Below are 15,996 nucleotides of genomic sequence, written 5' to 3'. Positions count from 1 at the left end.
CTTTTTTTAGGGCGCCTTTTTGATGGTTAAGTATTAGTATGGCGACCGAAGAGTTATATTTATAATAGTAAAAAAGAAGGGAGAAGGGTTTGAAATGTTAGAAAATATAGAAATTGATTAAACCTTTGATTGTCTAAGTAATATCAATAGGAAATATAAACATAACATATTAAAAAAATATACATAAATCAACCGAACTTAACAGGATTTTTTTCTGAACAAACGCTCACTTATTCTGTTCTATATGTTTCTGTAAATAAATAAAAAAAGCCTGGAATTACACGTATGGACAGGGCAAAAGCTGAATTCCCCGAAAAAATAAAAAAATTTCAAATTACCTATTGCATTATTATACATAATCATGCATAATAATTCGATAATAGCACATTTATGAGAGGGGATTTTTTAAGTGGCAAAAGACAAGATCGTTTTAGCTTATTCTGGAGGATTAGATACATCTGTAGCGGTGAAATGGCTGCAGGATAAATATAATTATGATGTGATTGCAGTAGCATTAGATGTAGGGGAAGGTAAGGATTTAGAGTTCGTAAAACAAAAAGCATTGGACGTTGGAGCAATTAAATCCTATGTCATTGATGCAAAAAAGCTTTATTCCGAGGAATATGTATTGCCGGCATTACAGGCTAATCTGCTGTACGAAGGAAAATATCCATTAATTTCAGCTTTATCCCGCCCGTTGATCGCAAAAATATTAGTGGATATTGCAGAAGAAGAAGGAGCAGTAGCTGTAGCGCATGGCTGTACGGGAAAAGGGAATGACCAGGTTCGTTTTGATGTTGCATTTACAGCGTTAAATCCTGAATTAAAAATTGTTGCACCGGTTCGCGAATGGGCGATGTCCAGAGAAGAAGAAATTGAATATGCGAAGGAACATAATATTCCAGTTCCAATTAAAAAAGAAAGTCCATATAGTATTGACCAGAACCTGTGGGGCAGAAGTAACGAATGCGGTATTTTAGAGGACCCGTGGGCAGAGGCGCCAAAGGATGCATTTGATTTAACGCAAGACCCGGTGGATGCACCTGATGAACCGCAAACGGTGCAGATTACTTTTGAACAAGGGAAGCCAGTTTCCTTAGACGGTCAAAAACTTGATTTGGATGAATTGATTTTGACATTAAATGAGATTGCCGGAAAACATGGGGTTGGCAGAATCGATCATGTGGAAAATCGTTTAGTTGGAATTAAATCAAGAGAAATTTATGAAGCTCCGGCAGCAGTGACATTAATTAACGCGCATCAGGAGCTGGAAGCATTAACTTTGCCTCGTGAAGTAGCAGAATTTAAACCGATTGTTGAGCAAAAGCTGTCGCAGGCTGTTTATTACGGCTTATGGTATTCACCATTAACAGAGGCACTGCAGGCCTTTATCGAGAAGACACAGGAGCATGTCTCTGGTACAGTAAAAGTGAAGCTGTATAAAGGTCATGCACAAGTTGTCGGAAGAGAGTCTGCAAACTCCTTGTATGACTTTGATTTAGCAACTTATAATAAAGCTGATGCATTTGATCATGATGCAGCGTTAGGATTTATTAAACTATGGGGACTGCCGACACAGGTACATGCTTCAGTAAATGGTCCTCAGGGAAAGAAATCGATTGAGAAAGTAAAACTAGAGGTAAAGGAAGCTGTTAATCCGTGAAATTATGGGGTGGAAGATTTACAAAACCAACGAATGAATTAGTCGACGAGTATACCTCGTCGATTCGTTTTGACCAGAAATTAGCGAAGTATGATATTAAAGGCAGCCTGGCTCATGTTGCTATGCTGAAAAAATGTGATATTATTCCTGCTCAGGAAGCCGATCAGATTTCAGAAGGCTTGAAAAAGGTTCTCAGCAAGATTGAAGCAGGAGAAGCAGAGCTGTCTGAAGCGGATGAAGACATTCATATGAATGTGGAAAGACTGCTGATTGAAGAGATTGGGCAGGTGGGAGGCAAGCTGCATACTGGCCGCAGCAGAAATGATCAGGTAGCTTTAGATATGCGTCTGTATGCAAGAGAGGCTATCTCAGAATTAATTACGCTGTTAAAAACAGTTCAGCAGGCACTCATCGGGCAGGCAAAAAACAACATCGATACGATTATGCCTGGATATACGCACCTGCAGCGTGCACAGCCGGTTTTATTTGCGCATCATATGATGGCGTATGTATTTATGTTTCAGCGCGATGTGGAGCGTCTAACGGACAGTTTAAAGCGTGTGAATAAATCGCCATTAGGTGCAGGAGCACTGGCAGGCACAACTTTTCCAATTGATCGTCAATTTGTAGCTGACCAGCTTGATTTTGACGGGATTTGTGAAAACAGCCTGGATGCTGTAAGTGATCGCGATTTTGTAGTGGAATTCCTTTCCAACGGTTCTTTAATCGGTACACATCTGTCCCGTCTCTGTGAAGAGCTGGTACAGTGGTCGAGTGCGGAATTTAATTTTGTCGAGCTGGATGACTCCTACACAACAGGAAGCAGTATGATGCCGCAGAAGAAAAACCCGGATGTAGCAGAGCTTGTCCGCGGCAAGACCGGACGTCTTTATGGCAATCTTATCGGCATGCTCACCACCTTAAAGGGCTTGCCTCTCGCATATAATAAAGATATGCAGGAGGATAAAGAGGGCATGTTTGACTCTCATGAGACACTGAAAGGTGCGCTGCAGCTCTTCGCCGGGATGATTGGCTCAATGGTAATAAATAAGAAGAGCATGTACAATGCGGTTACAAATGATTACTCCAATGCCACTGATTTAGCAGATTATCTGGTGAATAAAGGGCTTACCTTCCGTGAATCACATGCCGTTGTCGGACAGGTTGTTTTAAATTGTATTCAAGCAGGAACTTATCTGCTTGACCTGAGCTTAGAAACGTTTAAACAATATTCAGAGGTTATTGAAGCAGATATTTATGAAGCGCTGAAGCCGGAAACGGTTGTTAACGCAAGGTCTGCTGCCGGCGGTACAGCAAAACAAAGCGTGCTGGAGCAAATTGAGAAGGCAGAGCAATTATTGGAATCGTCTTAAGGAAATAAGGTATAGTATATAAGTGAGATAAAATAACGTGGAGCTCATATCAATTGCAGATGAGCTCCGTTGTTTTGCAATGAAAAATAAAATAGAGCGGATGAAAAATAGCTGGAAATGGGAAAATAGAAGCAATAAGAGAGAAGAGCACTGCTTTTTTCTTTTTTAATATCGCGGCTGTTTTCAGGTCTTCCTTTAGAGAATGCCCTGAGTTACCTGTTTTTTTAGCTTTATTTTATAGAAAAGGCGGTTGGATATAGTGAAATTAATTGCATCAGATATGGATGGAACATTACTTAATGAAAATGGAGAAATCAGCGAAGCGAATGCGGAAGCAGCAAAAAAAGCCATTGATAAAGGCGTTGAATTTATTGTAGCAACAGGCAGATCTTATCATGCTGCGAATATCCCTCTGCAGGCAGCCGGGATAACCTGTCCGGTAGTCAGCTTAAATGGAGCAGTAACATATCTGGAGAATGGGAAGCAAATAAATAGTATTCCTATGGATAAGCAGGTTGCTGCGCGAATTGCCAATGAGTGCAGTAAACTGGGGATGTATGTAGAGTTGTTTACAAATAAAGGAGTTCTCTCTGAAAGCAGAGAGCATTTTTTAGATGTACTTGTTGATATCATGCGTTCCGCTAATCCGGATATTTCCGACCAGGAAATGCGTGAAATGGTAGAACAGCGATTTCAATTAGAGGAAGTTTCCTTTGTGGAAAGCTTGCAGACAGCATTAAAAGATGAGAATGTGGAAATCTATAAAATTCTTACCTTTGCATTTGAGGGGAAACAGCTGGAAGAGGCTAAGAGAAAGCTTCGCGATGAAACAGGGGCAGTAATTACCTCTTCAGGAGATACGAACCTTGAATTTAATCATCCCAAAGCCCAAAAAGGTTTAGCTATTCAAAAGTATATTGAGGATAAGGACTGGACGATGGAAGACGTTATGACCATGGGTGATAACTGGAATGATGCCAGTATGCTGGAGATGGCCGGACGTGGTGTCGCTATGGGCAACGCTGATGATAAAATCAAGAAGCTATGCGATTATGAAACGGCGGCAAATGATCAAGATGGTGTAGCCAAAGCTATTGAAGAGATGCTAAGAGAGCTGGATAAATAAAATAAAGATGCCAAGCTGAAATTAGCTTGGCATCTTTGTTTTAATGTCTTTTACTTAACCATAGTACACCGGATTTTGCGAGTCTTGGCAATAGTCCTGTCATTGGCTTTTTAACCATATTTCCAAAACCGTCTGATTTACCCAGGGAGCCTAGTGTCCCTTTTAACTTGATCGGTTTTGGCTTCTTCGGCTGTTTATCGTTTAAAACAGCTAGAAGAATTTCTGCAATGTGCTCACCCTGCAGTCCGGCAAGCTGTGCACTTGGTGAATATTCACTCGACGCACAGTCTCCCAGAACATATACAGACGGATCTTCCGGGACCTGATAATAATCATTAACGACTACTTTTCCATGCCGGTCTTTAGTATATGAAAGCTCGCGCACAAGCCGGTTAGGCTGAACGCCGGCAGTCCAGATGGTAACATCATTTAAATGACAAACTCCGTTATTGCATACGCCGTCCTGCTCTACATATTCTACCGTTGAATTATGAACTACGTCTACATTGTTTTCTCTCATCCATCTTTCTACATAAGCCTGGATTTTGCTGTCCAGGGTTTTTAATACCGTATTTCCCCGGTCAAGCAGACGGATATTTAAGTCTGGTCTGCTTTCACGAATTTCAGAAGCTACCTCAATACCGCTTAAGCCTGCACCGATAACGGACACCTTTCCATAGGCCTTTAAGTTTCCTACTGCAACGCCAGCTCTTCTTGCTTTTGTAAAGGTTTGAACGCTTTCCGTATATTCCTCTGCACCAGGGATTCCATGATAATTGTCCTCGCAGCCTAATCCGATAATCAAATAATCGTAGGGAACAATGGAATCTTCATCTTGAATAATAATCTGTTTATTTTCCACATCAATTTTTGTGATTTCCCGAAAAATGTATTTAACACGGGAGTCGTCTGGAAAATCAACACGAACATCATGGTCCGCTGAAGTTCCTGCGGCAATCGCATAGAACTCGGTTTTCAGTGAACGGAATGGATTACGGTCAATTACAGTTATATGTATATTATCGGATAATGTTTGGCTGAGAAGGCCAAGCAGCACTTTAACACCGCCATACCCGCCTCCAACAAGAACAACTCGCTTCATTGTGTACACCCCTTATTTAATTTGAAACTCTTCCAGGTACTAGCGTAACAAATTATGAGGATGATGTCATTAAGATTAAGGCAGTAGTTTGGTAATCGTAAATGGATAATTTATTCGAAAAAGTCAATCTATTTTAGCGGAATATCGATGGAAGGAAGCTTTTTAATGAAAAAAATATTAAAAAAGGGAATAGCTTGCTAGAGTTTTAGAAATAATGGTACGATTAAGAGTGCTTTTTGATTCATACGTTAAAATATTATTTTAGATATAGAAGAAAAAGGAGTTGCCTATGGCAGGAATGAAATCAATCCCGTTTACTGTAGCAAAAAATGAGCAGTTTTTTGATCGCTTGGGAGATTATATTGGCGATGTTTTTTATGATATTTTACCTGAACAAGGCTTTGAGCTGCGCGATGAACAAATTTATATGGCATTTCAGCTCGAGCAGGCTTTTAAGCATAAAAAGACAATCTTTGCAGAAGCAGGTGTTGGAACAGGAAAGACGATTGTCTACCTTTTGTATGCGATTTGTTATGCCCGTTATATGAGAAAGCCGGTTATTATTTCCTGTGCTGATGAAACTTTGATTGAACAGCTGGTCAAAGAAGGCGGAGACATTGATAAGCTTGAAAAAGCACTTGGTCTGGAAGTAGATGTCCGTTTGGCAAAAGCGCGTGAAAACTACCTTTGCATGAAGAAACTGGATCCTTTATCTGAATACACAGAGGATGAAGAAATTCTCGATGTACATGATTCTGTGCCGGACTTTGTTTTTGACCAGGGCGTTTCGATGCAGTCATTTTATCCTTATGGAGACCGGAAAGATTATCCATGGCTTTCTGATAAGCAGTGGGAGCAGATTGGCTGGGATCCGTTGAAGCAGTGTGCAACATGTGATTTTAGACACCGCAGTGCGCAGACATTGCATCGTGATTATTACCGCCATGCACAGGATATTATTATTTGCTCACATGATTTTTATATGGAGCATATCTGGACGAAGGAATCGCGGATAAGAGAAGGTCAGCTGCCGTTACTTCCGGAAGCAAGTGCGGTTGTGTTTGACGAAGGACATCTGCTGGAATTTTCAGCACAAAAAGGGTTAACCTATCGTTTTAATTACCAGAATATCACCAATGTCCTTACAGGCTACCAGGGGCAGGACGTTCGGGAAGAATCGCTGCAATTAGCAGAGGATATTATGGCACTTCATGATGATTGGTTTGATCTGATTACTGAAATCGCAGTACGTGTGGAAGGGTCTAACAGGCTGGAGATTCCAAGAAATTCAAAAATGATTGCGATGGCTGAGCGATTGGAAAAAATGGTTCAGGAGCTGTTAGAACAGCTCGTTTTTGATGCAGAATTGTTTACTATGGATGCGTACCATACAAAGATTATTGAAGAGTACCTGGAATTTTTCACGTACGGATTATCGATTTTCCTGAAGGATGATGAGGGAGTTTACTGGCTGGAAGAAGATGGTGATGAAAGCAGTCTGGTTATTATGCCGAGGCTCGTGGAGGATGTTCTGCGGGAAGAAGTATTCCAAAAAAATATTCCGTTTATTTTCTCTTCCGCGACGCTTTCCCAGGATGGTGACTTTTCGTATATTGCAAGAAGTCTGGGTGTTGATTCATATGAGTCATTTTCTGTTGAATCCCCATTTGAATATGAGAAAGTACGTACGATAACAGAGCATAGGTATATGGATGAGCCGGAAAAATTTGAAGGAATTGCGCAGCAGCTTCAGGATAATGAAGGCCACAGCCTTGTTTTATTCCGTTCCGAAGAGGAAATGCAGGTGTTCCGGAAATGGGCGGAAGAGAAGGAATGGTCATTTGATTTGTTATTTGAAGGCGATAAAGAAATCAGTGAATTGGTTCGTACCTTCCAGTTAAACGTTTCTTCTACGCTTTGTGCGTATCATTTATGGGAAGGACTGGATGTACCGGGAGAATCACTGACGCAGGTTATTATTGCGTCTTTACCGTATCCGCCGGATGATCCTGTTTTTAAAGCAAAACGTAAGCATGCAAAGGACCCGTATGAAGAGATCGATTTACCTTATATGCAGCTTCGTTTAAAACAGGGGATAGGCCGTTTAATTCGTACTGAGCATGATAAAGGAATGGTGCATATTTGGAAACAGGCTTAAATCTGAGACGCTCTGCTTCGTTTTTTGGCTGGACAAAAGCATTTTAGATTAATAAGCAGTTTGAACAAAAGGACCTTTGTTACGTGTAGAAACGTATCAAAGGTCCTTTTGTTCGTTAATCAAGCCGATAAAATGTGTCAGAATCTTAGCAGTAAGCCCCCAGATAGTTTTATCATCATACCGGTAGAAGAGCTCTTCCAGAGCCCTGATACGCCATTCATAGTCCTCGCCGCCGACAATAAGGTGGTAAGGGAAGTTATCCTCAGGCTGTATTTCCAGATGTACCTTATATTTTTCAGGAGTATTCTCTAAGAAGAAGGAGAGCGGAACAGTAAAAACATGATCCACTTCGTCAGGGCTCGGCTGGATATTTTCTGGATGTTTCAGCTTTCCGATGAAAGGATAAATGATTCTCCCTAAGTCATTTACAATATAATCGAGCGGAATTGGTTCGGATATATCTTGTTTTGTAATACCGAGCTCTTCGGTTGTTTCCCGGATAGCAGTGTGAGCGGGGCTCTTATCCTCCGGGTCCATCCGTCCTCCAGGAAAACAAATATCTCCCGGCTGACTTCTTAAGTTCATCGAGCGGACTTCAAAGAGAATATGCGTTTCTCCATTTACTTCAATCAAAGGAATCAAAACAGAAGACCGTTTAAAGTACTGATGTCCCATTAATGCAGGAGTACGATCTTTTAATTCGTTCAGAATATTTTCTATCTGCATGCCGTATCCTCCCTAAATCATTATTATGAAGTTCTATTTCCATACTAGTATGCTTTCAGGCTGCTGTCATGTATAGCGATTAGAATCTATCATATGTATATGAGCTGGAGTTTATCCCTTTTAAACAACATGTTAATATAAAGGGAACAATTTCTGATAGAATAAGAATAAAAAAAAGAAGGGTGCGAACGAAATGAAGCATGCGATTTATCAAATGGATATTATCCCGGGTGACCCGGAAGGTAATCGTAAACGTATAAAGGAATGGCTGGAAGAGCAGGTCGAAATAGAAAAACCTGATATTATCGTACTTCCGGAAATGTGGACGACAGCATATACATTAGCGCAATTAGAGAAAATTGCTGATTTGGACGGAGAGCCTACAAAGGGCTTTTTGAAAGAGTTGGCTAAAAAGCACCATGTGCATATTATTGGCGGATCATTTGCTAATAAAGTGGACGGATCAATCTATAATACTGCAGTTGTTATCAATAATGAGGGGGAAGAGGTCTATGCATACGACAAAATACATCTTGTCCCTATGCTTTCTGAACCTGACTATTTAACAGGAGGAAAAAAACAGGCGCGTTTGTTTGAGTTAGATGGAGTAAAAATGGGTCTGCTTATTTGTTATGATCTTCGTTTTCCGGAGTTAGCCCGGGAATTGGCTGTAGCAGGAGCAGAAGTAATTTATATAACAGCAGAATGGCCATCCGCACGTAAGGATCATTGGAAGGCGCTTCAGCTGGCGCGGGCCATTGAAAATCAATGCTATATTATTTCAAGTAACCGGACAGGATCTTATGATGGAGTTGATTTCTGCGGGACGTCATTAGTTGTAGATCCCTGGGGGAAAGTTATCAAAGAGGGATCAGAAGAAAAAGAAGAAACATTAGTCGAAACAATCGATATTTCAAATGTAGAGTATATACGCAGAGAAGTTCCCGTATTTAAAAGCAGGGTACCAGAAATGTATCGAGGCTGGAAGTAAAGACAATAAAAAAGACCCAATGTCAGTGCATCCCCCGAAAACCAAGATATAAAATCTGATTTTCGGGGGATAACCACTGTCGCATGGAGTCTTTTTTAGTGAATTGAATGATTATTGATATTTGGCGGTTCTTTTAATTCACCGGTGCAAACATTCTCTGTAATATGAACCTGTGACGTTTTCCCTTTATTGTTAATGAATTTGAAAACGCCATTATTGAAATCTGTTCCAATCTCTTTATAGAAAATTCCCTCGTATAAATTATGCTTGGAACGGGTGAATTTCAGACGATACTGCCCGGGTGCTTCACTGTCTTCCTGGATAAAGGCACGTACGCCTTTTTCGTAAATGGTGTCATCTGTACTTTTTAATGTACGGTCCACGGAAACAATGTGAAGGTCGATGAAAGAAATTTCCCGGAGAAGCACGTTAACAAAGGATCCTTTGGTAATCTCTTCCCAGCGGTTTTGTGCACTTTGCCCAATAATAATTTGTGTGATATTGTGCGTATGCGCTACTTCTTTAATGGCTCTTACGGAACGTTTTTCTTTATCCCGTATAATAAATTCCTCTACATCTAATTCCTCGCACAGCTCCTTCCAATGTTCGACAAAACCTGATTTATCCGCATCAAATTCATCATAAGGAAGGGCATCTACTGTTAAAACGTATAATGGGCAATCCATGATTTGTGCCAGCTTATGGCCCCGGCGGATAAGGCGTTCTCCATTGGGACCATAATAAACACATACTAAAATACTTTCGTCCATGCGACCTCTGATTTTTTTCATCGTATCTACCGCACCTTTCTTTCATAGTCATTTACTATATATATTTAAAAAAATCATTTTTTGTTCGAAAAGGAACCGAATGGTTTTATTCTTAATTTAACCTGGAAAGAGAAGAGATAAACCTTCTCACGGCAGTTTCTTTACCTTTAAACCGTATCATTTTAACATGTATTTCAATTTTCGTATAGTACCAGAATAGAAAAAAATTGAACAAGTAAGTGACATACGAAAATCCTGGTTCTCTAATAGAGCGTGTTCAAAAAGTAGCTATAAGTTCATCCTTGCTCGTATGATGTGTTGAAATACGGAGTTGATCCATTCGTGTGAATCGTAGATTCACACGCCTTTCAGCAGAGCTGAAAGGTAGCAGTATAGTGAGATAACAAGGAAATAAATACATTTATTTCCTTGTTATCTCACTATACTGCGTAAATGGATCAAGAGCACATCTAGATGAAAGAGCAGTTTTTTAGGTACTTTTAAATATATTTTACCGGAAAAACCGCATATATAAGCATTTTTTTCTAAGCTGCAAGTATGTTTATTTATATTTTTTAATCCATTAAAGAGAGATGAAAACATTTTAAAATGAATTTTTATAAGGGGAATACAACGTCATACATGCAAGTACAGATAAATTCTTGTATAATGTTCATGTGTGATTATGAAGATTTATTGTTTTAGTGCGTGTTCCGATAAGGTTTATAAAAATATGCCCTGATAATAGATGCTGCAACGTCGTGTTTTTTTATCAGACTTTTTGAACAACCATTTTAACACCTCATCATGCCTTTATTTTTTACTGCAAGAAAGGCTTATTATTTTTTACCACGATTTTTCACAGCATTCGTGTCCGTGAATTTCCCTTGGACGGGCATAAAAAACATTATAAATACGTTGGGAAAAACGGTCCGCTAAATGAAATTTCATTTGATCAAAGTGAATAATATCCCTTTTCAATACAATTGAAATTGCTCAATGAAGCAATAATCAGGTATTGCTTTAACCACTTAACTGCTTTTTGTTTAATCCACCTGCACTGTATGCTGAAGGCGTTCTTCTTACTATAACGTTGTTGTGATAAGAAGCATAGAGAGTAAACTGTCTATGCTTTCATAAATAATATGTTTTTCTATCATTAGATTAGCATTTTACGGACAAAATAACCAATATGTGTGTGATGTTCGTTTTTTCGTTCATCATAATGGGTAGTTAGTAAATAACATACTTGCCAAAAAAGAATATGTGCGGATTCTTATACACATTGGAAAAGAGTATAAGAAAAACGGCGGGTCCGGCCAAGCTCTTTGAATCTTATGGGGACGTTGAAATCAGCATCATGTGTAAATAAAGGACAGGCGGATACCTGCGTTTTTCTAAACATAATCACGAAGAAAAGAAAAGCAATAAAATGATAGGAGGTTCTCGTTTGTCGATTTTAGTACTGGCTATTTTTATACCATTTTTAGCTGCTGCAATTATACCCTTCTTATATAAATATTTGAAAAACATTCATGTCGGCTGGTTTGCTATTCTGGTGCCGACAGGTTTATTCATTTATCTTGCTTCACTTATCCCTGCCATCTCAAACGGTGAAGTTATTGTACAGACAATGAATTGGATTCCCAGCTACGGAATAAATATAACAGCTTATCTGGATGGGCTCAGTCTCACACTGGCATTATTAATTTCCGGAGTTGGAGCTCTTGTTATTCTTTATTCTATCTACTACCTTTCATCCAAAGAACCGATAGGCACGTTCTATACATACCTCATGCTGTTTATGGGTGCAATGTTAGGCGTTGTTATGTCTGACAACATGCTTGTGTTGTATGTTTTTTGGGAATTAACCAGTATTTCTTCCTTCTTGTTAATCGCATTCTGGTATCAGAGAAAACGTTCCAGAGAAGGTGCCAAGAAGTCATTAATTATTACGGTTTCCGGCGGTATCTCCATGCTGGTTGGTTTTATCATGGTCGGTTCCATGTCAAATACATGGAGTATTCGCGAAGTAATTGCTAATGTGGCAACCATTAGCGACCATGCTTTATATACCCCGGCAATGCTGCTTGTTCTGCTTGGGGCTTTTACCAAGTCTGCACAGTTCCCGTTTCATATCTGGCTTCCTGATGCAATGGAAGCACCAACACCGGTCAGTGCTTACCTGCACTCGGCAACAATGGTCAAAGCAGGAATTTATCTGGTTGCCCGTTTTACACCTGTTTTTGGCGGGGAAGCAGTCTGGTTCTGGGCTGTTACAGGCGTCGGGATATTCACGCTCTTCTGGGGCTCCTTTAACGCGGTCCGTCAAACGGATTTAAAAGCATTGCTGGCATACTCTACTATTAGTCAGCTTGGAATGATTATGAGTATGTTTGGTATGGGATCTGCTGCGCTTTATTTAGGATATTCAACGGAATCTGTCGTATATACAGGAGCAACATTTGCAGCATTATTCCATTTAGTGAATCATTCTACATTCAAAGGTGCTTTGTTTATGGTTGTCGGTGTTGTCGACCATAGTGTAGGGACGCGGGATATTCGGCGGTTAGGCGGATTAATTACACTGATGCCGGTTACCTTTACTATTGCCACTATCGGCAGTATGTCGATGGCCGGTCTGCCCCCGTTTAATGGTTTTCTGAGTAAAGAGATGTTTTTTGTATCTACTCTGGAAATCACAGAAGCAGGCTTTTTCGGTTTGGGAGCATGGGGTATTGCCATTCCGGTTATTGCTTGGGCAGCAAGTGTTTTTACGTTTGTTTACGCAACCGTATTTGTCGTAAAAACATTCCTTGGACCTTACAAAGAAGAAAAATTAGAGCATCCGGCACATGAACCGAATCCGGGCATGCTTATTTCACCAATTATATTAGGAATGCTTGTTATTGCATTTTTCTTTATCCCGAATGTTGTCGGAGAGAATTTGATTGCTCCTGCTATGAACGGGATTTTCCCTACATTTGCTGCAGAAGGTGCAGAGCTTGGAATGCATATTCATGCCTGGCATGGCTTTAAACCTGAGTTATTTATGACGATTGGAGTTGTTCTGTTCGGAGTGCTTCTATTCGTAACAAAAAAGTATTGGTCAGGCTTATACAATCTGTTCCCGGAAAAATGGTCCATTAATACGTTTTACGGCTTTGTATTGGATCAGATGGAAGATAAATCTACTGTTATTACAAATAAATATATGACACGCTATTTGCGTGATTATATGGTGTATATCTTTGCCTTCTTTATTTTAGCAATTGGCGGTATTTTCATTTTTACAGAAGCATATTATTTCACACTTCCCGAGAATGCACCTGTCTCTAATTTTGAATGGCTTGTCATACTGTCTATGATGATAGCAGGAATTACTATTTTATTTGCGAAATCACGGCTGACAGCAATTGTTTTAAATAGTATTTTAGGCTTTGGTATTTCGATTCTTTTTGTCTTGTTCCGTGCACCGGATCTGGCGTTGACGCAAACGATTATTGAAGCTGTAACAACAGTTTTATTTCTTGTTGCTTATTATTTCCTTCCTGAGCTGGATAAGGAAGATACAACGAAGAAAACGAAAAGTGTTAACTTATTTATATCGATCGGTGTAGGAGTCGTATTTACTGTAGTAGCTTTAGGGGTTCAGGGGAACAAAGCATTTGGTACGATTTCAACCTTCTTCGAGAATTCCTACGAGCTTGCAGGCGGAAAAAACATGGTAAATGCCATTTTAGGTGATTTCCGGGCATTTGATACGATGATGGAAGTTGTTGTTCTTTTAATTGCTGGTATTGGTGTATATACCATGATCCGGGTGAAGACCAAGAAGGAGAGTGATCAGATTGAAGATAAATAACGTCATTCTCCGTACAGTGGCCAAACTTGTTTTCTTTATCATTCTGACTCTTGCGGTATATTTATTTTTTGCAGGCCATAATAGTCCGGGCGGGGGATTCAGCGGCGGGCTGGTCCTTGCTTCTGCACTGGTATTATTATTTATTGTATTTGATATTGAAACCATTCAAAAGGGGTTACCGATTGATTTTAAATTGGTAGCTGCTTTTGGAGCATTTCTATCCGTCGGTACGGGGTTCGGGGCATTAGTGTTTGGAGAAAATTTTTTAACACAGGCCTTCGATTATTTTAATATCCCTTTTTTCGGGGAAATAGAACTGACAACTGTTACGATTTTTGAAGGCGGGGTTGCCTTGGTCGTTGTAGGTGTTGTCGTAACAATCTTATTAAGTATTAGTGAGGATGAGTAAATATGGAAACGTTAGTAACCATCCTGGCAGGTGTATTAGTAACAGTAGCAACTTACCTTTTACTGTCAAAGAGTTTAATTCGTGTCATTATTGGAACTGCGATTTTAACCCATGCAGCGCATCTTGTTATTATGGCAGTTGCGGGATTAAAGACGGGGACGGTGCCGATTGTCGGTGAAGGAGATCCGGTAGATCCCCTTCCGCAGGCATTGATTTTAACGTCTATTGTCATCGGTTTTGCGGTAACTGCGGTTTCTCTTGTTCTTGCTTATCGGACATATCAGGAGATTGGGACAGATAAACTAGATAAGTTACGGGGGAATCCAGATGAATAATATAATTGTTATGCCGATGATGCTCCCGGTCCTGATCGGGATTATCCTTTTATTTTTAAGACCATATGTAAAAACACAGCGGGTCCTCTCATTATTGGTGTTTATTGCAAATATCAGTATCAGTATCTACGTATTGCAGCTGATTCAGCAAAATGGTGTTATGCGGCTTGATTTTGGCGGCTGGCAGCCTCCTTTTGGCATCCTGTTTGTTGCTGACAGCTTTGCCATGCTGCTTGTGTTGTCATCAAGTGTGGTTGCTGCAGCATGTTTAATTTATTCCTTTTCTTCGGTCAAACCATCCTTTGAAAAGAACTTTTTCTACTCCTTTGTGCTATTTCTGATAGCAGGGGTAAATGGTTCCTTTCTGACAGGGGATATTTTCAACCTGTTTGTCTGTTTTGAAATTATGCTTCTTTCCTCTTATGTGCTGATTGCATTCGGTGGAAGGAAAAGACAGCTTCGCGAATCGATAAAGTATGTAATCATTAATGTTGTTTCCTCCTGGATTTTTCTCGTAGCTATTGCTTATTTATACGGGACAGTTGGAACACTGAATATGGCACATATATCAGAACGTATTGCAGAAGTTGGGCAGACACCTATGATAACTGTGATCAGCGTCGTGTTTTTAACTGTATTTGCGTTAAAAGCGGGTCTGTTTCTATACTTCTGGCTGCCGGGATCTTATTCCGTTCCAATTACCCCGATTGCGGCTTTGTTTGGAGCATTGCTGACAAAGGTCGGAATTTATGCGATGTTCCGCGTATTTACCTTGTTGTTTTACCAGGAGCAGCAGATTACGCATATGCTGATCGGTATTTTGGCAGCCTTAACTCTAATTGGCGGAAGTATTGGGGCAGTTGCATATAAAGATATCCGTTTAGTCGCTTCGTATAATGTAGTTATTGCAGTCGGTTTTATTCTGGTAGGCTTGGCTGTCGCGACACCATCTGCCATAGAAGGGTCCATTTACTACTTGATTCACGATATTATTATAAAAGCATTATTATTTTTATTGGTAGGTACAATGATTGCAGTGACTGGGCAAACTAGAATGGATGAGATAAGCGGACTTATTAAAAACCATCCGCTGCTAGGGTGGCTGTTCTTCCTGACAACATTGTCCTTATCGGGAATTCCGCCGCTAAGCGGTTTTATCGGTAAGGTGCTGATTGGTGAAGGAGCTGTAGCAGCCGGGGCTTATGTTTTATTAGCTCTTGCGTTTATTTCAAGTATCTTTGTTCTATATTCGCTTATGCGTATATTCCTTACAAGCTTTTGGGGAGAAACGATTATAAGTAAGGACGAGGAAGTACCGGTCAAGAAAGGCTGGGTTATTTCTACTTGTATTTTAGCGTTAGGGACGATTGCTTTAGGGCTGGGTGCTGAACCTATGTCTGTTTATATCCAGGATGCAGCTGAGACATTATTAAATCCCCAAATCTATATTGACGCAGTACTCGGAGGCAATTAATCAG

12 protein-coding genes are annotated in these 15,996 nt (G+C 40.0%); 9 read left to right on the top strand and 3 right to left on the bottom strand.

Features of this window, described 5'->3' with window-relative positions:
- Positions 1 to 409: 409 nt before the first annotated feature.
- From BN1068_RS08375 to BN1068_RS08365, 3 genes are all read left to right on the top strand, one after another.
- Positions 410 to 1,663 carry an argininosuccinate synthase gene (locus BN1068_RS08375; protein ID WP_077602404.1) on the top strand — a complete coding sequence of 418 codons (1,254 nt, stop codon included), beginning with the start codon at positions 410 to 412 and terminating at the stop codon, positions 1,661 to 1,663.
- Complete coding sequence (gene argH / locus BN1068_RS08370; RefSeq protein WP_077602403.1) at positions 1,660 to 3,036, top strand: argininosuccinate lyase; 1,377 nt, start codon at positions 1,660 to 1,662, stop codon at positions 3,034 to 3,036. Before BN1068_RS08375 ends, argH begins: the two co-directional genes overlap by 4 nt.
- Positions 3,037 to 3,295: 259 nt before the next feature.
- Positions 3,296 to 4,162 (top strand): Cof-type HAD-IIB family hydrolase, encoded by an 867-nt coding sequence (locus BN1068_RS08365; protein WP_077602402.1) that lies wholly within the window; start codon positions 3,296 to 3,298, stop codon positions 4,160 to 4,162.
- Between the two features lie 40 nt (positions 4,163 to 4,202).
- On the opposite strand, the gene BN1068_RS08360 is transcribed toward BN1068_RS08365, so the two are convergent.
- On the bottom strand, positions 4,203 to 5,264 hold the full coding sequence (locus BN1068_RS08360; protein WP_077602401.1) for an NAD(P)/FAD-dependent oxidoreductase: 1,062 nt from the start codon (positions 5,262 to 5,264) through the stop codon (positions 4,203 to 4,205).
- Positions 5,265 to 5,553: 289 nt separating this feature from the next.
- Between BN1068_RS08360 and BN1068_RS08355 the strand changes: the two genes are divergently transcribed.
- A complete protein-coding gene (locus BN1068_RS08355; RefSeq protein ID WP_077602400.1) occupies positions 5,554 to 7,422 on the top strand; it encodes an ATP-dependent DNA helicase in 1,869 nt (622 codons plus the stop codon).
- A gap of 96 nt (positions 7,423 to 7,518) precedes the next feature.
- On the opposite strand, the gene BN1068_RS08350 is transcribed toward BN1068_RS08355, so the two are convergent.
- Positions 7,519 to 8,148: an NUDIX hydrolase gene (locus BN1068_RS08350; protein WP_077602399.1), complete on the bottom strand. Its 630-nt coding sequence runs from the start codon at positions 8,146 to 8,148 to the stop codon at positions 7,519 to 7,521.
- A gap of 193 nt (positions 8,149 to 8,341) precedes the next feature.
- On the opposite strand from BN1068_RS08350, the gene BN1068_RS08345 reads away from it, so the two are divergent.
- Complete coding sequence (locus BN1068_RS08345) at positions 8,342 to 9,139, top strand: carbon-nitrogen family hydrolase (RefSeq protein WP_077602398.1); 798 nt, start codon at positions 8,342 to 8,344, stop codon at positions 9,137 to 9,139.
- 95 nt (positions 9,140 to 9,234) lie between these two features.
- On the opposite strand, the gene BN1068_RS08340 is transcribed toward BN1068_RS08345, so the two are convergent.
- Positions 9,235 to 9,930, bottom strand: coding sequence for an adenine nucleotide alpha hydrolase family protein (locus BN1068_RS08340; RefSeq protein ID WP_077602397.1), 696 nt, complete (start codon positions 9,928 to 9,930; stop codon positions 9,235 to 9,237).
- 1,429 nt (positions 9,931 to 11,359) lie between these two features.
- Here BN1068_RS08340 and BN1068_RS08335 point away from each other — a divergent pair.
- The 4 genes from BN1068_RS08335 to BN1068_RS08320 are packed head-to-tail and all read left to right on the top strand — an operon-like array spanning position 11,360 to position 15,992.
- Positions 11,360 to 13,774: a Na+/H+ antiporter subunit A gene (locus BN1068_RS08335; RefSeq protein ID WP_077602396.1), complete on the top strand. Its 2,415-nt coding sequence runs from the start codon at positions 11,360 to 11,362 to the stop codon at positions 13,772 to 13,774.
- The gene (locus tag BN1068_RS08330; protein WP_077602395.1) at positions 13,761 to 14,183 is read left to right on the top strand and encodes a Na(+)/H(+) antiporter subunit B; all 423 of its coding nucleotides are present in this window, start codon (positions 13,761 to 13,763) and stop codon (positions 14,181 to 14,183) included. Before BN1068_RS08335 ends, BN1068_RS08330 begins: the two co-directional genes overlap by 14 nt.
- Positions 14,184 to 14,185: 2 nt before the next feature.
- Entirely contained in the window at positions 14,186 to 14,518 is a 333-nt protein-coding gene (locus BN1068_RS08325; RefSeq protein ID WP_077602394.1) for a Na(+)/H(+) antiporter subunit C, read from the top strand.
- Positions 14,511 to 15,992 carry a Na+/H+ antiporter subunit D gene (locus BN1068_RS08320; protein ID WP_077602393.1) on the top strand — a complete coding sequence of 494 codons (1,482 nt, stop codon included), beginning with the start codon at positions 14,511 to 14,513 and terminating at the stop codon, positions 15,990 to 15,992. The genes BN1068_RS08325 and BN1068_RS08320 overlap by 8 nt, the downstream gene beginning before the upstream one ends.
- Positions 15,993 to 15,996: the final 4 nt, after the last annotated feature.

This window comes from Oceanobacillus sojae, from assembly GCF_900162665.1.
Taxonomy (GTDB): domain Bacteria; phylum Bacillota; class Bacilli; order Bacillales; family Amphibacillaceae; genus Oceanobacillus; species Oceanobacillus sojae_A.
This window is presented reverse-complemented; position numbering and strand designations above follow the sequence as displayed.

Coding starts and splice junctions, on each gene's coding strand:
- BN1068_RS08360 (WP_077602401.1), bottom strand. CDS start 5,264: ATGAAGCGAGTTGTTCTTGTTGGAGGCGGGTATGGCGGTGTTAAAGTG.
- BN1068_RS08355 (WP_077602400.1), top strand. CDS start 5,554: ATGGCAGGAATGAAATCAATCCCGTTTACTGTAGCAAAAAATGAGCAG.
- BN1068_RS08350 (WP_077602399.1), bottom strand. CDS start 8,148: ATGCAGATAGAAAATATTCTGAACGAATTAAAAGATCGTACTCCTGCA.
- BN1068_RS08345 (WP_077602398.1), top strand. CDS start 8,342: ATGAAGCATGCGATTTATCAAATGGATATTATCCCGGGTGACCCGGAA.
- BN1068_RS08340 (WP_077602397.1), bottom strand. CDS start 9,930: ATGAAAAAAATCAGAGGTCGCATGGACGAAAGTATTTTAGTATGTGTT.
- BN1068_RS08325 (WP_077602394.1), top strand. CDS start 14,186: ATGGAAACGTTAGTAACCATCCTGGCAGGTGTATTAGTAACAGTAGCA.
- BN1068_RS08320 (WP_077602393.1), top strand. CDS start 14,511: ATGAATAATATAATTGTTATGCCGATGATGCTCCCGGTCCTGATCGGG.